Here is an 18,955-nt window from a genome sequence, read left to right as displayed (position 1 = left end):
TCATCCGTCTGCGCAAGCCTTAAAGCAGAGCGGTCGTCGCGGGCAAGCCTCGTTGTGGGAGGCTCGCTCGCGATGACTTTTTTTCAGATAGCCAGTGCATGGTAGTCCTGCACATAGCTGTAGCGCGGTCGGCTTTCGTGGCGGGTCGGCTTGAGGAAGCCCAGCAACGCGTCGCGGCTGTCGCGGCAGGCGGCTTTGTGTTCCATGTCCAGGAAGTGGCCGGTCGCTTGCAACGTGGTGAAGCTGCTGTGCTGGACGTGGTCGGCGAAGAGCCTGGCGTCGGTTGCCGAGGTGTACTCGTCCCATTCGCCGTTCAGGAACAGCACCGGAACGTTGACCTTCCTGGCTGCGTTGACGTAGCACTGTTGGTCGCTGTGAAGCACGTCGTTGATGTGAAAGTGCATCTGTCCGTATTCATGCTCGGCCAGGTTGCTGACGTGGCGATAGTTGAAGCGCTTGAACAGGGGCGGCAGGTGCTTGCCGATGGTGCTGTTGACCAAATGTCCAACACGGTCGCCGTCCAGGCTGCTGAGGTAATCGACACCGCGTTCCAGGTAGTCGCGCATCGGCATGTTGAGCACCGGTGAGAACGAGCTGATGACGGCTTTTTCGATGCGCCGCGGGCGGTGGGCCAGTGCCGTTAGCGCGGCCGCGCCGCCCCACGAAAAGGACAGCACGTGTTCGGCGGCGAAGTGGTCGATCAACTCCAGGAGGATCTGCCCTTCGATTTCCTTCGTGAGCATTTTCTCGTGACGGTTATGGGCCTTGGACTTGCCCGCGTAGGGCTGGTCGTACAGCACGACGTTGAATTGCGGGTAGAGGTTCTTGGCGGTCTGGGCAAACGACGCGGTGGTGGCCATCGAGCCGTTGACCAGGATGATGGTCTTTTGCGCGGCGTCTGCGCGATAGAACTCCGTGTAAACCCGATACTGACCCTGTATATCCAGCACAGCGATTTCTGGCCTCATGTCATAAGACTCCTGGCAAGCGGGTATGCGCGCAATGAGATTGCACGGGCAATGTGACAGGTAGGCATACGCCTGGAAGATAAGGCCCATGTCGATCCATGACATTCGGTCGACGGGTATTGTTATGGCGGGCAGTTTGCCGGAGGGATGGGGCGGAACCTGGGGGCTCCAGCCGGCAAAAAGTTTCTTAGAGGTATGAGGTGACTCGTCGGTCACATTTCGGCCGACGGTTTGATTCAAGCAGGGGGTCGAGCGTTGCGCAAGTGCTCTTTGAAAATTGTCCGGCACTTCTGCCCAGCGGTCGTTGGCTCAGACCAGGCAGATCTCCTCGGGGCCAAGGGCACGGTAGCGACCGGGCTCGAGATCCGAGTCCAGCACCAGGGGGCCCATGCTCTCGCGGTGCAGGCGCAGCACCTTGTTATTGAAGTGACCGAACATGCGCTTGACCTGGTGGTAGCGACCTTCAACGATGCTCAATCGCGCGGACTTCGGCCCTAGCAGCGTCAGTTGCGCCGGTTGCGTGGTCAGGTCTTCGAATCCGAAATACAGGCCTTTGGCAAAGGTGGGGGCGTACTCGGCGGTGAGGGGCTGCTCGGTCTCGACGTAGTAGACCTTCGGCAGTTTGGTTTGCGGTTGGGTCAGGCGCCGCGACCAACTGCCGTCGTTGGTGATCAGCATCAGCCCGGTGGTGTTGAAATCCAGGCGGCCGGCGATGTGCAAGTCGTCCTTGTCCGGCTCGTCCAGTAGATCGAGCACGGTGCGGTGCTGTGGATCGCGGGTGGCACTGACGCAGCCAGGCGGCTTGTGCAGCATGAAGTACCGCGCGGGTCGGCCTGCTTGCAATACGTCACCATCGACTTCGACGCGGCTGAACTCGCGCACCGGCGCGTGTGGGTCGGTGACGGTCTGGCCATCGATACGCACCCGACGCCCCACCAGGAGCAGGCGGACCTGCTGCCGATTGAAACGCGGCAGATTACTGAGGAAACGGTCAACGCGCATGGGACGTTCAGGCCAGGAAGCGGGGGCGCAATATTACGCGATCGGTCGCGGATTGGCGCGCAGCTGGTCGTCGACCTGAGCGCACCGTGGGCACAGGCAGGATCTGTTCCGTAGATCGGCCGGCAATGCCAGGAGCACAGCCGGGTCGATGCTGACGCCATAGCACCAGCAGGCGCGGTCGGCGGTCCTCGGATCGGCGAGGGTGCAGTCGTTGGCGCCGCCGCAGGCCGGGCAATGGTCAGGTTCATTCATAGCTGGAGTGAGGCATTTCCACGCAGGTTCGGTTGCTGCCGGTTTGTCGGGCGCGTTGCAGCGCATGATCGGCTCGGGACAGCAGGCTATGCAAGGTGTCTTTGTCCTGCAAGGTGGTCAGGCCGATGCTGACGGTGACCTGCAATTGTTTCCCGCTGCAAAAGTAGCGCTGCAACTCGATGCGCTGGCGAATTTTCTCAGCGATTTTCAGACCGTTCTGTCCATCGGTGTCCTTGAGTAGCATGACGAAGGCGTCTGTGCCCCACCGACACACGATGTCCGAGTGCCGCAATGTGTCGGTCAGGTCGTGGGCGAAACCGCTCAGCAATTGGTCGCTGACGACATGGCCGTGGGTGGCATCCAGTTGTTTGAAAGCATCCACCTCCAGCAACAACGCGCTCAAGGGCTTGGGTTCTCGCTGGGCTTCGTGCAGTGCTTGCACCGCCAGCAGGTCGAAGCCCCGGCGATTGGGCAGTTCCGTCAGTCCATCCAGAATCGCTTGGGCGTCGATCCGGCGTTGGAAACTGGCGATCAGCCGATAAAGCATGACGAACACCGTCACCGTGACCAGTAGGCCGATCAGGAGGTTGACGTACAACGCCTTGAGGATGTTGTCCTTGAGTGACGTGTTGGCGGCGTAATAAGCCAACAGCGAAGTCAGCAGGAAGGCGGCACCCAGCAAAACGGCGAGCATCAGCACCGGTGAGCGCTGGGAATACAGCGGCGAACGAAGCGACATGGCGATTCCTCAGGAGTGACCCGATGGAATCAGTTTAGTGGCCTTGTGAGAAAAGGAGCCCCTGGATTTGCGATTTGTGAAACGGTGGCGAGGGAGCGGACTCCCTCGCCACCGGTTCATCGCGATTCCAGGGTTCGCAAATAAGCCCGCCATCCGCCCAAATGGGTGATGTCCTGTGCGCCGTCCAGGCCATACGGCTCGCAGATGAAACCGCTTTCCCAGCGCCCGTCGGCCAATTGCACCTTGCCCAACCCAAGCGGTGCGGGGATACCGGTCAGGAACGAGCCAAGTTCACTGGTTGGCAGTTCCCAGATTTCCACCTCGATCGCCATGCCTCCCTCGCCAACCCGAAGCATGCCGGGGCGCATTGGCGGGCCGCCGGCGAGGGCATAGAGCCGATAATCCGGCGAGCTTTGGCTGACCTCGACCAGCCGGGCCCCACGCTGCTTGAGTTGCCAATTCAACGCTAAACCCTCCAGGTGCGCGCCGCACACCACCAGCCGAGCCCGATCATGGCGCGCAGGATTGGCGGGGGTTGGCAAGTCATCCAGTTGCTGACGCTGCAAGGCGTCGGCCACGCCCAGCAGGTATTGATCGGTGAAGGCCCGGCCGAACAACGTCACGCCCCAAGGCAAACCGCTGGCCATGAAGGCGCTGGGCACGGCGACGGCGGCGTAGTCCAGCAGGTTCATGAAGTTGGTGTAATAACCCAGTTCAGCGTTGCGCTGCAGCGGTTCGGCAGCGAGTTCGGCGAGGCTCACCGGGCGCCCGATGGTGGGGGTGAGCACGCAGTCGAGGGCTTCCATCGTTCGGTCGCACTGGGCCTTGAGCGCTTGCAAACGGTACTGGGCGCGGAAAGTTTCTACACCCGTTACGGTAGGCGCTTTCGCCAGCACGGCGCGGATGACCGGCAGTACCGCGCTGGAGTCGCGCTCGATCAGGTCCCCGGCAACGCTGTAGCGCTCGGCAACCCAAGGCCCCTCATACAGCAAGCGCGCCGCTTCGAGGAAGGGCGACAGGTCCAGCTCGACGGCTTCGCCGCCCAGACGTTCGAGTCGCTCAATGGCGTCGCGGAACAACCGTGGGCCTTCGTCGCAGCCAAAAAATTCCAGGTCTTGCCAGCGAGGCACACCGAAACGAAAGCGCCGTGGCGCGCCGAACGCCGAGCCGTCGTTCCATTGCGGGTTGCGGCGGCTGTATTCGTCGCGCGGGTCGAAATGCGCGGTCAATGCCAACAGCTGGCTGGCTTCCCGCGCCGTCGCGGTGAAGGTCGTCACGCAGTCCAGCGTACGGCAGGCCGGCACCACGCCGGCGGTGGAAACCAAACCTTTGGTGGCTTTCAGCCCGACCAGATTGTTCAGCGCCGCGGGCACCCGGCCGGAGCCCGCGGTGTCGGTGCCCAAGGCAAAGCTTGCCACACCCAGGGCCACCGCCAGCGGCGAGCCGGCACTCGAGCCACCCGCCGGATAATCCGCCAGCACGCTGTTGCGGCAGGCACCGTAGGGGGTGCGGGTGCCGTTGAGCCCGGTGGCGAACTGATCGAGGTTGGTCTTGCCCAGGGGAACAGCGCCCAACGCCAGCAACTGCTCGACCACCGTGGCCGAACGTTGCGGTACGTAGGCAAACGCCGGGCAGGCGGCCGTGGTGGGAATGCCGGCCAGGTCAATGTTGTCCTTGATGGCGAACGGCACGCCATACAACGGCAAGCTGTCCAGGTCGCGACTTTCCAGGGCCGCCAGATAAGGCTCCAGCTCCTCGGGCGACAGCAGGTGAATGAACAGGTGGTAGTCCGGGTTGAGCGCAGCGGCTTTTTCCCGCAGGGCCAGCAGCAACTGGCGGGGTGTCGTTTCCCCTTTGCGATAGGCGTCGCGAAGGTTGTCCAGGCGCAGAGAAAGGTTCATCGCGTTAATCCTTTGATTGAGTTCAGTCACGTTCCAGCACCACGACACGCTGCCCTGCGCGCACCGCCGAACCGGGTTGGACGCGTACTTCACGTACCACGCCGGCCATGGGCGCAAGCACCGGGATCTCCATCTTCATGGACTCCAGAATGACCAGTACGTCACCGGCAGCAACTCGCGTACCCACCTGCACTTGGACTTGCCAGAGATTGCCGGCGATGTGGCTGTCGACGCTCAGTTGGCCCGCGCCCAGCAACGCATCTTCGCTCGGCGCGAGTGTCGGTTCCTCACTGTCGAAATGAGCCTGGCCGCTGGCGATCCAGCGCTCGCGCTCGGCGTTGAAGGCACGTTGTTGCTGCTGGCGGAATGCGCCGATGCTGTCCGCTTCCCGGGCCAGGAAATGCTGGTAGTGCGCGAGGTTGAGTTGGCTGTGCTCGATCTTGAGGTCGAAGCGGCCCAGCGGGAAATCCCGGCGGATGCGCAACAGCTCATCGGCGCTGACCGGGTAGAAGCGGATCTGGTCGAAAAACCGCAGCAACCAGGGCTTGCCATCGAACGCGGCGACGTCCCGATAACGATTCCACATCTGCAACGTGCGCCCGACGAACTGATAGCCGCCGGGACCCTCCATGCCGTACACGCACATGTAGGCGCCGCCGATGCCCACCGAGTTTTCCGCGGTCCAGGTCCGGGCCGGGTTGTATTTGGTGGTCACCAGGCGATGGCGCGGGTCCAGCGGGGTGGCGACCGGCGCGCCGAGGTAGACGTCTCCCAGCCCCATCACCAGGTAGCTGGCGTCAAACACCGTGCGCTGGACCTCGTCGAGGTTCGGCAGGTCATTGATGCGGCGGATGAACTCCAGGTTGCTTGGGCACCAAGGGGCGTCCTTGCGCACGGTGGTCATGTATTTTTCGATGGCCAATTGGCAGGCCGGATCGTCCCAGGACAGTGGCAGATGAACGATGCGCGACGGCACTTGAAGATCTCGCGCGGCGCACACGGCGCCCCACTCGCCGGCGACGATTGCCAGCAGTTCGGCCAGCGGCAGTTGTTCGGGTTGGTAATGCACTTGCAGCGAACGGATGCCAGGCGTCAGGTCGATCACGCCGTGCAGGTGTTTTTGTTCCAGCGCCTGCATCAAGGCGTGGGCGCGAAAGCGCAGCACCAGGTCCAGTTCGGGTGCGCCGATTTCCAGCAGCAGATGGGTGTCGCCGGACAGGCGTGCGACCAGGCGGGTATCGTCCTGGCCGATGTCCAATACCACAGGCGACACCATCCCCTGTGGGAGTGAGCCCGCTCGCGAAGAAGTCGACGCGGTGGTTGAACTGGCCCCTTCGCGAGCAGGCTCGCTCCCACATTGATTCCATTTCAATGCAAGGGAGCGGGCGGTCTTCAGATCCACCGGTACGAACCGCACCTTGTCCCCCGCCTTGAGCTGCCCCAACTGCCAGAGATCCGCCTCGATCACCGTCACCGGGCAGACGAAGCCACCCAGGCTAGGACCGTCGGGGCCGAGGATGACAGGCATGTCGCCGGTGAAGTCCACGGCGCCAATGGCGTAGGGATTGTCATGGATATTGGACGGGTGCAGGCCTGCTTCGCCGCCGTCGGCGCGCACCCATTGCGGCTTGGGCCCGATCAGTCGCACGCCGGTTCGGCTGGAGTTGAAATGCACTTCCCAGGAGGTATCGAAAAACGTCTGGATGTAGCGCTCGGTGAAATATTCCGGCGCGCCATGGGGGCCGTAGATCACCCGGATTTGCCGCACGGCTGGCAACAGCAGAGGCGGCTCGTCCACTGTCGGCAACACGGCGTGCTCATCCAGCGCAGCCAGGTGCAGCACATCGCCGGTACACAGCGCCCGTCCGCCATGGCCGCCAAACTGGCCGAGGGTGAAGGTGCTTTTGCTGCCGAGGTAATTCGGTACCTGCAAGCCACCTTGCAGGCACACATAGCTGCGCGCCCCGGCGCCGGTGATGGTGCCCAGGGCCAGAGTGGATCCGGGATTGATCGACAGCGGGGCGTTCATCGGCACCGCTTCGCCGTCCAGGGTCAGGGCAATTTGCGCACCGGTCACCGCCACCCGGGCGTTGCAATTGAAGCGCAGCACCGGCCCGCTCATGGTGATTTCCAGGGCCGCCGCGCCTTCGTCATTGCCCAGCAGGCGATTGCCCAAGCGCTGCGAGCGGCTGTCCATCGGACCCGACGGCGGTACGCCCACGGCCCAATAACCGAGGCGGCCCGGGTAATCTTGCACGCTGGTCTGGGTGCCAGGGCTGAGCACTTCGAAGGTGTTGGCGCGATAGGCCAGGGTTTCCAGGCAGCGCGTCCAGGGCTGGCCGCCGGCGAAGGGCGCGTCGAGAAGAATTTGCTGCAGGTAGATGCGGTTGGTTTCCACGCCGTAGAGCAGGCTTTCGTCCAGCGCTTGATGCAATCCCAAGCGCGCCTGTTCACGGGTCGGCGCCCAGCGAATCACCTTGGCGATCATCGGGTCGAAATAGGGCGGGATCTGGCAGCCGGCCTCGACCCACGTGTCGATGCGCAGTGGTTGCCCGTCGGCATGGGGGAATTTCACGGCGGTCAACAGGCCCGGGCTCGGCTGGAAATCCCGGCCCGGATCCTCGGCATACAGGCGCGCCTGGATCGCGTGGCCCTCGGCTTTCAGGCCCAGGCTCAGCTTGCTCAAGGGCGGCAGTTCGCCGGCGGCCAGTTGCACCATCCAGCGCACCAGGTCCACGCCCCATACCTGCTCGGTAACGCCGTGCTCCACCTGCAGGCGCGTGTTTACTTCCAGGAAGTAGAAGCGCCCGGCGTCGCTGTCGTAGACGAACTCCACGGTGCCCGCGCTGCGGTAGTTCACTGCCCGGGCCAGTTTGATCGCCGCTGCGCAGAGGGCGTCGGCCATGCCCTCGGGCAGGTTGGGCGCGGGCGTTTCTTCAATGACCTTCTGGTTGCGCCGCTGCACCGAACAGTCGCGCACGCCGAGGGCGATCACTTGGCCTTGGCCGTCGCCGAAGACCTGCACCTCCAGGTGCCGTGCCCGTTCGATGTATTTTTCGATGAACACGCCGGCGTCGCTGAAGTTGTTCTGTCCCAGGCGCTTGACCGCTTCGAAGGAATCGCTCAATTCGGCGGCGCTACGGCACACACGCATGCCAATCCCACCGCCGCCAGCCGTACTTTTCAGCATTACCGGGTAACCGACCTGCGTTCCGGCCAGCAGCGCGGCGTCGAGGCTGTCGAGCAGTTCGGTGCCTTCGAGCAGCGGCACGCCGTGCCGCTTGGCCAGGTCTCGGGCGGTGTGCTTGAGGCCGAACACCCGCAGTTGTTCCGGCGTGGGGCCGATGAAGGCGATACTGGCGGCCTCGCAGGCTTCGGCGAAAGCGGCGTTTTCCGAGAGGAAACCGTAGCCGGGATGAATCGCCTTCGCGCCGCTGCTTTTGGCGATTGCCAGGAGCTTATCCACCGCCAGGTAGGTGCCCGCCGCCGCGCCTTCGCCCAGGCAGTGGGCTTCGTCGGCCTGGAGGATGTGCAGGCTGGCTTCGTCCGCTTGGGAGTACACCGCGATGCCTTGGACATTCAGCTCGCGCAAGGTCCGCAGGACGCGGCAGGCAATAGCGCCACGGTTGGCGATGAGGATTTTTTCGAACATGGCATTGCCCCCTCAGGCATGGGTGCTGCCTGAACTGGGATGCGGGCCGTCCCGCAGTTTTCGATGGCCGCCGGGGTCGTCCCCGGCGGCAAATATCTCCGAACACCAATCCTCCCTTTGTGGGAGCGAGCCTGCTCGCGATAGCGGTGGTACATTCAACATCAATGTGACTGACAGACCGCTATCGCGAGCAGGCTCGCTCCCACAGGGGATTGGGGGGTCGTAAAATTGTCTTTATTTAATGCACTGCCCCGACCGGCTCTGGCACAACGCGAACAGCCAGCGGCGCAGGCGCATGAGTTTCAGTTCCATATCAAAAGCTCCGCAGGCGTGGGGTTATAGGCGTTACATGGGTTATTCAACTGCGGGCAGTTGGAGATCAGGACGATCACGTCCATCTCGGCCCGTAGGTCGACGTATTTGCCCGGTGCCGAGATCCCGTCTTCGAAGGTCAGGCCGCCCTCGGCGGTCACCGGTACGTTCATGAAGAAATTGATGTTCGGCCCGATGTCGCCTTTACCGAGGCGGCCGTCGTGGGCGCAGGCCCGCAGGTAGTTATCGCGACAGCTGTGCATGTAGCGTTTTTCCAGGGCGTAGCGCACGGTGTTGCTTTCCTGGGCGCAGGCGCCGCCGAGGGTGTCGTGACGTCCGCAGGTGTCTTCGATGATCGTCAGCATCGGTCGACCGAGGTTGGAGTACAGCACGCTGCCGGTACTTAGATAAACGCTGTTCTGCCGGCGCAGGGTGCGTTGCACGTCGTAGCGTTCCTTGGGGTTGGCCAGGCTGTAGAACAGCGTATCGACCGCCTGGTTGCCTTCCAGGTCCAGGATGCGCAGGGTCTGGCCGGCCTTGACCTCGGTCAGCCAGGGTTCCCCGGCGGGAATCGTGGCGCGGTAGACAGCGGTCTCGGCGTGCTTGTGTGCGGTGGCGATGGCGAGTGACATGGCGACGATCCTCAGGCGAACAGGCGGTCGGTATTGATGAAGCCCCGCTGGTTTTCCGGGCGCGAAAGGCGGCAGTGTTCGGCGACGCTGGGGTTGGCATTCATCCAGCTGAGCTTGAGCGGCTGCGGGGCGTATTGCGGGTTCGGGTCCATCGGGTGTTGCAATGCGGTCAGCACCACCAAGGTGTCCATTGGCGCGTACAACTCGATGTAGTCGCCCGCCTTGGAGTTGCCTTCCACGAAATGAAAGTGGCCGGCCTCGTCGACATCGACCCGGCTGAACAGGTTGAGGGTCATCAGCAGGTCGGACAGGCCCAGCCCCCATTTGCCCAGTTCCACCAACAGGTTGTCGGTGCCGTTGCGAAAGAAGCCGTTGCGCAGTTCCTGATAGCGGCCCTGGCCATATTTTTCATCGACTTCCTCGGCGCAGAGCACACCGCCCAGGCTGTCGCTCCAGCCGCAGGTGTCGACGGTGATCGCCGCCAATACCCGGCCCATGTCGGAATAAAGGCAATGGCCGGCGGTGAGCTTGGCGGTGTGTTGGCACTTGAGGCTGTCCGGCAGGTTCAGGCGTTCGGTTTTTTCATTGGCGTTGAGCAGCGTCAGGCTCACGTTGGCGCCGCCGCGAAGGTCGGTCAGGCGCAGCAGTTGGCCGCGCTTGAGCACAAAGGAACGGTGGCCGCCGCCGGGCAGAATCTCTTCAGCGAAGGGGGGAAACTCTTGGATCGAATCGGTCATGGAAAAGCTCCTTTCAAGCGATACGCAGCGTGCCGGCCAGTTCGGCGGGCAGGGCGTCGACGGCGGCACGGGCGGTGCGACGGTCGCTGTTCAATGGAATGTCGTAGGTGATGCGTGCGCCATAGGCGCCAGGGGCGTGTGGATCGACGCGGACCTTGTCGAACACCAGCAGGCGTGTGCCGAGGCTGAAACCTTCGGACAGATCATGGGTGACCATGAATACCGTCAGCCGGGTTTCGCGCCACAGTTCCAGCAGCAGGGCGTGCATGTCTTTGCGAATGCCCGGGTCGAGGGCGCCGAACGGTTCGTCCAGCAGCAGGACCCGGGGCTTCATGATCAACGCCTGGGCAATCGCCAGCCGTTGCTGCATGCCGCCGGAGAGCTGCGCCGGGTATTTGTCCAGCGCGTGGCCGAGGCCAACCTTGTCCAACAGTTGCGCAGCCTCTTCGCGAGCTTGGCGTTTGGCACTGCCGAACAAACGCCCCAGCAACGGCGAGCGCGGCAACTCCAGGCCCAGGGCGACGTTGTCCAGCACCGTCAGGTGCGGGAACACCGAATAGCGCTGGAACACTACGCCCCGGCTGGCATCCGGCTCGCCCGCCAAGGGTTCGCCGTCCAGCAGGATCTGTCCGCGACTGGCGCGCTCCTGGCCGAGCAGCAAGCGCAGGAAGGTCGACTTGCCGCAACCCGATGCGCCCACCAAGGTGCAAAATTCACCCTCGGCCACGTTCAGGTTCAAGCGTTCCAGCACGACCTGATCGGCGTATTGCTGCCAGACATTGTTCACACAGATAAAACTCATGCCTGCGCTCCCTCGTACCAAGGAAACGCTCGACGGGTCAGGCGCTTGAGACCCCAGTCCATCAGCCAGGCGAGCAGGGTGATCCACACCACGTACGGCAGGATCACGTCCATCGCCAAGTAACGACGCACCAGGAAAATCCGATAACCCAGCCCATCGGTGGACGCGATGGCTTCGGCGGCGATCAGAAACAGCCAGGCCGAACCCAGCATCAACCTCAGGGAGATCAGCAAGCGTGGCAGCAGTTGCGGCAGGACCACGCGCAAGATCAGAGTCCAGGTTGACGCGCCGAGGGTCTGGGCCTTGATCAGCAGCTCACGGGGAATCTCCCGGGCGCGCTGTTCCAAGTCCCGGGCCAGACACGGTGTGATGCCGATCACGATCAGCATCACTTTCGACAATTCCCCCAGGCCGAAGACGATGAAGAGGATCGGCAGAATCGCCAATGGCGGCACCATCGACACCACGGTGAGCAACGGTGAAAGCGGTGCGCCCAACAGCGGCAGCGTGCCAGCCGCGATGCCCAGGCACAGCCCGACCAGGGCGCTGATGCCCAGGCCGATCGCCAACCGGCGCAGGCTCGACGCGGTGTCTTGCCAGAGCAGGTAGTCGCCACTGCGCGCATCGGCGGTAAAGGCCAGGCGTTTCACCGCATCGGCCATCTGCCCGGCGCTGGGCAGCAGCTTGTCGTTGGGGGTGTCCGTCAACCGTTCGGCCGAGCCCATGAAGTAGGCGAACAGCACCAACGCGAACGGCAGGATCACCAGCAACAAGCGGCTGGGACGGTCCGGGTAGCGGTTGATCAGGCGCATGCCAGCTCCTCCGGTTTACAGCTTGGCGTCGGCGGCCAGCTGTACGTAGGTCGGATCAAAGCGCAGCTTCAGGTTGGCCTTGTCGCCGCGAGTCACGCCATTGGCGAACGCCATGCCGACCGCATCGGTGTCCTTGGCGCCTTCGCCCAGCAAGCCGTGCTGGAACGAAAACGCCGCCACCTTGCCCATGGTGGCGGGCAGTTGTTCGCTGGTGACGAAGGCCAGCGCTTCCGTGGGCGTGGCGAACAATTTGGTGGTGTCCAGTTGCGCCTGGAAACCTTTGAGGTCAGTGCCCGACGCTTTGGCCATGTGTTCCAGCGCAGCGTTGGCGGCAGCGTTCCTGGCGTTCATCAGCGCCACCACTTCAAACCAGGCGCCGGTCAAGGCCTTGCCCAGGGCTGGGTTGTCTTTCAGGGTCTGGGTGTTGACCACCATCATGTCCATGATCTCGCCGGGCACTTGGCTGGAGTTGAACACTTCGCTCACGCCCGGCTGGGCCTTGATGTCCGAAAGCATCGGGTTCCAAGTGGTGACGGCCTTGACCTGGTCGGTGTTGAAGGCGGCGGAGATATCGGCGTCGGAGGTGTTGACGACTTTCAGGTCTTTCTCGGCGAGGCCGACCGAATCCAGGGCACGGGCCAGCAGGTAATGGGACACCGACAGTTCCACCAGGTTGACGTCCATGCCTTTAAGATCGTCGACTTTCTTGCCTTCGCCCTTGAGGACGATGCCGTCGTTGCCGTTGGAGAAATCGCTGACGATCAGCGCGGTGCTGTCCACGCCACCGGCGGCGGGAATGGTCAGGGCGTCCATGTTGGTCATGGTGCAGCCGTCGAACTGGCCGGCGGTGTACTGGTTGATGGATTCAACGTAATCGTTGAGCTGCACGACATCGATGGTGATGCCGTACTTTTTTGCCCACTTGTCGACGATGCCTTGGCTGCCCGCGTACTCCCAGGGCATCCAGCCGGCGTAAATGGTCCAGCAGACGCTGAAGTGGTCTTTTTGCGCGGCGGCGGATGAGAAGCTCAGGAAGGCCGAGAGGACGGCGACGAGCAGGGCGGACAGACGAAGCTTGAACATGGTGGTTCTCCAGTTGATCAAGGGCGGACAGGAGCAACGCGGCACCGCGAACGGTGTCTTGTCTCCCGGGCTTTTGTCCCGCCGTGTAACCTCAACTGGAGGTCGCCAACTCTCGGACCAGCCACTCGCCAGAGGCGAGCCGGAACCCTAGTCAGCCATTGCAAATTGTGGTGCCGCGAACCTGTGATGACTCCTGCACGGGATTGGTAAAGCGAGAGCCGTGCCAATTCGGGCAGAGGCCCGGGCCAGAGGGGGTGGGTCTGAGGGAGGAATGATCGGGGGGCGGATTTGTGCTTGGTTGTGGTGCTGTCGCGCACCGGAAGAGGGCGACGAGGGACATGTTTCCAGTTGTTGCCAGGTCGCACCAGATTCCGATTTCGCTGTCAGATTAATCGTCAGTCACCCCAATAGATGACTGCCGCCCATCAGCGTCGCTGGTGCGGCCCATTCGCGGTCCAGGAGGCCGCCATGTATCGACGACTGCTCCTCATTGCGTTTCTTGGTCTGACTCTTTCGGCATGCGTGCCTTACTACGACGGAGGCTCGAGCTACTATCGTTCAGAGGTCTATACCTCACCAGCGCCGGCCTATTACAGCGGTGGGTATTACTCGGCCCCACGGGGCTATTACGCCCCACGGTACTACCAACCGGCGCCCCGTTATTACTCGGCCCCGCGCTACTACCAACATGGCCCGCGCTATTACTCGCCACCGCGAGCGGCGTACCGGCCTTATCCACACCGAGGCGGCTGGGATGGTCGCGATCGAGGCGGCTGGAACGATGACCGTCGTGGCCGGGGCGGGCGTGACCGCGGACATGACCATCGAGGACGTGGTCATGATGGGCGAGGCAACCATCGGTAAAGGACAGGCAGCAAAAAGCGGCGCATGAAGCGCCGCTTTTTTTGTGCCTGCGATAAATCCGGCGGGATGACCTCTGTGGGCGTGAGTTTTCTCCTGCGCGGATATGATTCTGGCTCGGTTATTCGTTGGACAAATCCGCCAACGGATGCCGACCCTCCCACACCTTGTGAAAATGCGCTTGCACCGCTGCTTCCGGTACATGATTGATGTCCGGCCAGTGCCAGTGGGGTTTGTGATCCTTGTCGATCAATCGCGCCCGCACGCCTTCGCTGAATTCCGGATGGCGACAGCAGTTCAGGCTCAAGGTGTACTCCATGCGGAACACACCGGCCAACGACAAATGCCGCGCCCGGCTGATCTGCTCCCAGACCAGGTGCGCCGTCAACGGCGAGCCCTCGGTCATGGTCTTGGCCGCGCGGGCGATCAGCGGATCAGGATGCTCCACCAGCAAGCTGAGGGCCTTCCAGGCGCAGCGGACGTCACTGACATCCAGCCATTCGTCGATTTTGTGCCGACGGGGCAACCACTGGGCTTCGGGCAACTGGGTCAGCGCTTCTTGCTGCAAGGCCTTGAGCAGACTGTTGAGTTGCATCTCGGTCTGTTCCTGCCAATTGAGTTGCAACAAGCCCTCGATCAGGTCGTCCTGCTGCTCATCGAGTAAAAAACGATCGGCCAGGCCCAGGTCGATGGCGTCGCGCGCGTTCATGTGGGCACCGGTCAGGCCGAGAAACAGGCCCAGCTTGCCCGGCAGGCGCGACAGGAACCAACTGGCGCCTACATCCGGGTACAACCCGATGCTGATTTCGGGCATCGCCAACCGACTGCTCGGCGTGACGATCCGCGTGCTCGCGCCTTGCAGCAATCCCATGCCGCCGCCGAGCACGTAGCCATGGCCCCAGCACAGCAATGGCTTGGGGTAGGTATGGAGATTGAAGTCCAAGCGATATTCGGCGGCGAAGAATTGCGCGGCCAGCGGCGGCACCTCGCCGGGGTGGGCGCGGCAGGCTTCTGCCAGGCTGCGGACCTCGCCACCGGCGCAAAACGCTTTGGCACCTTTGCCGCGCAGCAATACGCAGACTATCTGCGGGTCCCTGGCCCAGGTGTCGAGCCGATCACGCAGGGCGTTGATCATTGGCAGGGAGAGGGCGTTCAAGGATTTTTCGGCGTCCAGGGTGGCGATGCCCAGGCGCGCGCCATCGATGCCGGTGAGTTCTTCGAAGTGCAGATTCATCGTGACCTCGATCAGAAATTGAATGATCAGTATGACTGCTGTACGGGAAAGTGCCGGATCCGTGTCAGATCAATTGACAAGCCTTGTGGGCTTTCCTAGGGTGCGCCCATTGTTTTTACCGGGTACAACCATGACCGCTGACGACCGTATCAAGCTCGAACCCAGCTGGAAGCAGGCACTGCGTGCCGAGTTCGACCAAACCTACATGGCAGAGTTGCGCGAATTCCTGCGCAGTGAATACGCCGCCGGCAAGGAGATCTACCCTCCGGCCCCGTTGATTTTCAACGCCCTCAATTCCACTCCGCTGGACAAGGTCAAGGTCGTGATCCTCGGCCAGGATCCCTACCACGGGCCGGGCCAGGCACATGGCTTGTGCTTCTCGGTGCAGTCGGGCGTGCCGACACCGCCATCGCTGGTGAATATCTACAAGGAATTGAAGCGCGACCTGAACATCGACATTCCCAACCACGGTTATTTGCAAAGCTGGGCCGAACAGGGCGTATTGCTGCTCAATACCACCCTGACCGTTGAACGCGCCAATGCCAACGCCCACGCCAAGAAAGGTTGGCAGCACTTTACCGACAGGGTCATCGAGGTGGTCAGCGAACACCAGTCGAACCTGGTGTTCCTGCTGTGGGGCGCCCATGCCCAGAGCAAACAGAAGCTGATCGATGCGACCAAGCATTTGGTCTTGACCTCGGTGCATCCGTCACCGCTGTCGGCCCATCGGGGCTTTATTGGTTGCGGGCATTTCAGCCGGGCCAACAAGTTTCTGGAGCAGCACGGCGAGAAGCCGATCGAGTGGCGGTTGCCGCCGGTTTGACGCGCTAGTCGAGCGGGCCCCATCGCGAGCAGGCTCGCTTCTACAAAGGTTTTGTGGTGGGACGCCAAATGGATACTCGCCGCAGACTCCCGTGGGAGCGAGCCTGCTCGCGATGAGGCAACTCGGTTACAAGCTTGAACCTGTCTTGCGCATCCAATACCTGAACAACGGCTCCGCCAGGAACAGCACGAACAGCAGCCGCATCACCTGCAACGCCGTGACCAACGGCACCGACAATTGCAACGTCTCCGCCGTCAGGCTCATCTCCGCGATGCCACCGGGCATCATGCCCAGGGTCAGCGAACGCAAGTCCAGGTGAGTCAAGGTGCTCAGGCCCAGGGCCGCGAGCGTGGCGATCAGCATCGTCAATACCGTGCCAACCAATGTACGCCCCATGAACGACGGTGCCCGGCGGAAGAACTGCCGGTTGAAATGACAGCCCAGGCCGCTGCCGATCAGCCATTGGCCGATCTGGCTACCGCCGTCGGGCAGGCCGATGTGCAAATCCCAGCCGATGCTCACCGCCGCGCTGACCAACAGCGGACCGAACAGCCATGGGTTGGGCTGGCGAAGGCGCTCCCAGATCCAGGCGAGCAGTGCGCCGGCCGGGAACAGGATCGCCAGCCACATCCAGTCCACCGTCGTGGCGTGTTGCAGTGGGGTGCCTTCGCCCAGCAGGTACTTGAAGGCGGCGGGAACGCACAGCACCACCACCAGCACGCGTAGGCTCTGGCCCGCGGCGACATGGCTGAGCATCGCGCCGTTGCGGGCGCCGAGGTTGACCATCTCGCCGGAACCGCCTGGCATGCTGGAAAAGAAAGCGGTGGCGCGGTCCTCGCCGGTGCGGCGCATCAGCCACACGCTCACCACGCTGGACACGCTGGTGATCAGCGCGCCGAAGAAAATCAGGCCGAAGTGGCTCAGGACTTGCTCCATCACCACTGGCGTAAAGTGCAGGCCGATACCGATGCCCACCACCCATTGGCCGCATTTGCGGCCGCCGGGGATTTCCATCAATTGCCATGGCGTGAGGCAGCGCACCAGGATGATCGCCAACAGCGAGCCGACCATCCAGGGCAAGGGCCAGCCGATCAGGCTGGCCAGATAACCGCCGGCCAGACCGACCAGCGGTGTTCCCCACCATTGTCTGAAAGTTGTCGTCTCAGGCATTGGCCAGGGCACGACGCTGGGCACTGCGGCGACGCCAGATGCGCAGCAGCGGCAGGAACAACATGATTGCGGTCAGGACCCAGCAACCGAAGGTGATCGGGCTCGACCAGAGGATTTCCAGCGCGCCGTTGGAGATCGACAACGCACGACGCAGGTTCTGCTCCATCAGGCCGCCAAGGATGAAGCCCAGCAGGACTGGCGACAGCGGGAACTCAAGCTTGCGCAGGATATAGCCGAAGATACCGATGCCGATCATCAGGAACAGGTCGAAGGTGGTGGCGTGTACCGCATAGACACCGATCCCGGTGATGATTGCGATGACCGGCACCAGCGCCCAGTTCGGCACCGCCAGGATGCGCGTAAACACGCGGATCATAGGGATGTTGAGGATCACCAGCATGACGTTGGCGATGAACAACGAGGCGATCAGGCCCCAGACGATGTCCGGTTGCTGTTGGAACAGCAGTGGGCCGGGGGTGATGTTGTACAGCGACAGCGCGCCGATCATGACCGCCGTGGTGCCCGAGCCGGGAACGCCGAGGGTCAGCATAGGCACGAGGGCGCCGCAGGCTGCGCCACCGATGGCGGTTTCCGGCGCCGCGAGGCCACGCTTGTCGCCCTGGCCGAACGTACCGGTGGCACCGGCCATGCGTTTTTCAGTCATATAGGCTACGGCACTGGCCAAGGTCGCGCCGGCACCTGGCAATACGCCCATGATGAAACCGAGCACGCCACAGCGCATGTTCACCCAGAACACCGAGGCAGCTTCCTTGACGTTGAACATCATCCGCCCGGTGGCTTTCACGGCCTCCTGGCCGCGATGGGTTTTTTCCAGCAGCAATAGAATCTCGCTGATGGAGAACAGGCCCAGCACCAGCACGACGAACTGGATGCCATCGGTCAAGTGAATGTTGTCACCGGTGAAGCGGTAGACGCCGCTGTTGGCGTCGATGCCGACGCACGACAGGAACAGACCGATCAGCGCCGCGATGAACGTCTTGAGCGGTCGATCACCGGCCATGCCGCCCAGGCAGACGATGGCGAACACCATCAGTACGAAATATTCCGCAGGTCCGAAGGCAATTGCCCATTTGGCCAGCAAGGGAGCAAACAGCACCATGCCGCAGGTGGCGATGAGCGCGCCGAGGAACGAACTCCACGCAGACAATGACAAAGCGACCCCGGCCAGGCCTTGGCGAGCCATTGGGTAGCCGTCCAGCGTGGTCATTACAGTGGACGCTTCGCCCGGGATGTTGAGCAGAATCGAGCTGATACGCCCGCCGTATTCGCAGCCCAGGTAAACGGCCGCCAACAGGATCAACGCCGACTCCGGCGGCAGGCCCAGGGCGAAGGCGATCGGGATCAGCAGCGCCACGCCGTTGATCGGGCCCAGGCCCGGCAGCAGCCCTACGACGGTGCCGATCAAGGTGCCGCTCAACGCGGTGACGAGGTTGTAGGGAGTCAATGCAACGCCAAAACCCTGGCCGAGATAATTCAGGGTATCCATATCAATTCTCCAGGACGTCGAGCAGGCCCAGGGGCAGCGGCACGTCCATCAGCTTGTCGAACAACAGATAAAGACCAATGGCCATCAGGCTGATGATCACTACGCTCGGTACCCAGCGGCCGCCGTACAGGCGCGCCATCGGCACGCCGGTGACAATGCTGGCGAGGATGAAGCCCAGGGGTTCGAAAGTTCCGGCGAAGACCAACAGCAGCAAAACGCAGATGCCGATTTTCTGCAGGGTTTCACGGTCCAGTTGCGGGTCGTCTTCGCTGTGCACCACGGGGGTAGGACGAAACAGCATGTACAGCAGCGCCAGCCCCATCAGCCCGATTATCAGCAGGGGAAAGGCGCGCGGGCCGACCGGTTCATAGGAAAAGGCGGCCTGATAAGGCCAGGCCATCAGCGCCAGGCCGATACAGGCCAGCAGCAGCACCGCGGCAACAATACGTTGGATGACGAGCATGACTA

Annotated in this window: 16 protein-coding genes, 1 pseudogene and 1 riboswitch; of the genes and pseudogenes, 2 read left to right on the top strand and 15 right to left on the bottom strand. The window is 62.7% G+C overall.

Annotation, left to right across the window (positions count from 1 at the left end):
* Positions 1 to 83 precede the first annotated feature (83 nt).
* From J3P90_RS19195 to J3P90_RS19145, 11 genes and pseudogenes are all read right to left on the bottom strand, one after another.
* Positions 84 to 968, bottom strand: a complete 885-nt coding sequence (locus tag J3P90_RS19195; protein WP_420766731.1) for an alpha/beta fold hydrolase — start codon at positions 966 to 968, stop codon at positions 84 to 86.
* A 309-nt stretch (positions 969 to 1,277) separates the two neighbouring features.
* On the bottom strand, positions 1,278 to 1,970 hold the full coding sequence (locus tag J3P90_RS19190) for a pseudouridine synthase (RefSeq protein ID WP_434610071.1): 693 nt from the start codon (positions 1,968 to 1,970) through the stop codon (positions 1,278 to 1,280).
* A gap of 33 nt (positions 1,971 to 2,003) precedes the next feature.
* Positions 2,004 to 2,222, bottom strand: a complete 219-nt coding sequence (locus J3P90_RS19185) for a cysteine-rich CWC family protein (RefSeq protein ID WP_434610074.1) — start codon at positions 2,220 to 2,222, stop codon at positions 2,004 to 2,006.
* Positions 2,215 to 2,832: pseudogene (locus J3P90_RS19180) on the bottom strand (GGDEF domain-containing protein); the annotation flags it as partial. The pseudogene J3P90_RS19180 and the gene J3P90_RS19185, both read right to left, overlap by 8 nt.
* A gap of 245 nt (positions 2,833 to 3,077) precedes the next feature.
* On the bottom strand, positions 3,078 to 4,862 hold the full coding sequence (gene atzF / locus J3P90_RS19175) for an allophanate hydrolase (protein WP_434675242.1): 1,785 nt from the start codon (positions 4,860 to 4,862) through the stop codon (positions 3,078 to 3,080).
* Positions 4,863 to 4,884: 22 nt separating this feature from the next.
* Positions 4,885 to 8,514 carry an urea carboxylase gene (gene uca, locus J3P90_RS19170; RefSeq protein WP_434675241.1) on the bottom strand — a complete coding sequence of 1,210 codons (3,630 nt, stop codon included), beginning with the start codon at positions 8,512 to 8,514 and terminating at the stop codon, positions 4,885 to 4,887.
* Between the two features lie 302 nt (positions 8,515 to 8,816).
* Positions 8,817 to 9,458: an urea amidolyase associated protein UAAP2 gene (locus tag J3P90_RS19165; RefSeq protein ID WP_434610080.1), complete on the bottom strand. Its 642-nt coding sequence runs from the start codon at positions 9,456 to 9,458 to the stop codon at positions 8,817 to 8,819.
* Between the two features lie 11 nt (positions 9,459 to 9,469).
* The gene (locus J3P90_RS19160) at positions 9,470 to 10,195 is read right to left on the bottom strand and encodes an urea amidolyase associated protein UAAP1 (RefSeq protein ID WP_434675240.1); all 726 of its coding nucleotides are present in this window, start codon (positions 10,193 to 10,195) and stop codon (positions 9,470 to 9,472) included.
* A gap of 13 nt (positions 10,196 to 10,208) precedes the next feature.
* Positions 10,209 to 10,997 carry an ABC transporter ATP-binding protein gene (locus J3P90_RS19155; RefSeq protein WP_420766724.1) on the bottom strand — a complete coding sequence of 263 codons (789 nt, stop codon included), beginning with the start codon at positions 10,995 to 10,997 and terminating at the stop codon, positions 10,209 to 10,211.
* A complete protein-coding gene (locus tag J3P90_RS19150) occupies positions 10,994 to 11,809 on the bottom strand; it encodes an ABC transporter permease (protein WP_434675239.1) in 816 nt (271 codons plus the stop codon). Before J3P90_RS19150 ends, J3P90_RS19155 begins: the two co-directional genes overlap by 4 nt.
* Before the next feature lie 15 nt (positions 11,810 to 11,824).
* Entirely contained in the window at positions 11,825 to 12,892 is a 1,068-nt protein-coding gene (locus tag J3P90_RS19145) for a putative urea ABC transporter substrate-binding protein (protein ID WP_434650201.1), read from the bottom strand.
* Positions 12,893 to 12,952: 60 nt separating this feature from the next.
* Positions 12,953 to 13,054: riboswitch (guanidine-I (ykkC/yxkD leader) on the bottom strand.
* Between the two features lie 306 nt (positions 13,055 to 13,360).
* Here J3P90_RS19145 and J3P90_RS19140 point away from each other — a divergent pair.
* The gene (locus J3P90_RS19140) at positions 13,361 to 13,756 is read left to right on the top strand and encodes a hypothetical protein (RefSeq protein WP_420766721.1); all 396 of its coding nucleotides are present in this window, start codon (positions 13,361 to 13,363) and stop codon (positions 13,754 to 13,756) included.
* Between the two features lie 118 nt (positions 13,757 to 13,874).
* Here the strand turns inward: J3P90_RS19140 and J3P90_RS19135 are convergent, their stop codons facing one another.
* On the bottom strand, positions 13,875 to 14,987 hold the full coding sequence (locus J3P90_RS19135) for an enoyl-CoA hydratase/isomerase family protein (RefSeq protein WP_420766720.1): 1,113 nt from the start codon (positions 14,985 to 14,987) through the stop codon (positions 13,875 to 13,877).
* 130 nt (positions 14,988 to 15,117) lie between these two features.
* On the opposite strand from J3P90_RS19135, the gene ung reads away from it, so the two are divergent.
* Positions 15,118 to 15,810, top strand: coding sequence for a uracil-DNA glycosylase (gene ung / locus J3P90_RS19130; protein WP_434675238.1), 693 nt, complete (start codon positions 15,118 to 15,120; stop codon positions 15,808 to 15,810).
* Between the two features lie 126 nt (positions 15,811 to 15,936).
* Here ung and J3P90_RS19125 read toward each other — a convergent pair whose 3' ends face one another.
* Genes J3P90_RS19125 through J3P90_RS19115 form a run of 3 tightly spaced genes read right to left on the bottom strand, consistent with a single transcriptional unit; the run spans position 15,937 to position 18,950 of the window.
* Positions 15,937 to 16,980, bottom strand: coding sequence for an AbrB family transcriptional regulator (locus J3P90_RS19125; protein ID WP_434562808.1), 1,044 nt, complete (start codon positions 16,978 to 16,980; stop codon positions 15,937 to 15,939).
* Entirely contained in the window at positions 16,973 to 18,487 is a 1,515-nt protein-coding gene (locus tag J3P90_RS19120) for a tripartite tricarboxylate transporter permease (RefSeq protein ID WP_420766717.1), read from the bottom strand. Before J3P90_RS19120 ends, J3P90_RS19125 begins: the two co-directional genes overlap by 8 nt.
* Position 18,488: 1 nt before the next feature.
* Positions 18,489 to 18,950, bottom strand: a complete 462-nt coding sequence (locus J3P90_RS19115; RefSeq protein ID WP_434562810.1) for a tripartite tricarboxylate transporter TctB family protein — start codon at positions 18,948 to 18,950, stop codon at positions 18,489 to 18,491.
* Positions 18,951 to 18,955: the final 5 nt, after the last annotated feature.

Origin of the sequence: Pseudomonas sp. D3-10, from assembly GCF_051132175.1 — a bacterium.
Taxonomy (GTDB): domain Bacteria; phylum Pseudomonadota; class Gammaproteobacteria; order Pseudomonadales; family Pseudomonadaceae; genus Aquipseudomonas.
Note: the sequence above shows the minus strand (reverse complement) of the source record. Positions and strands in the feature narration are given on the sequence as shown.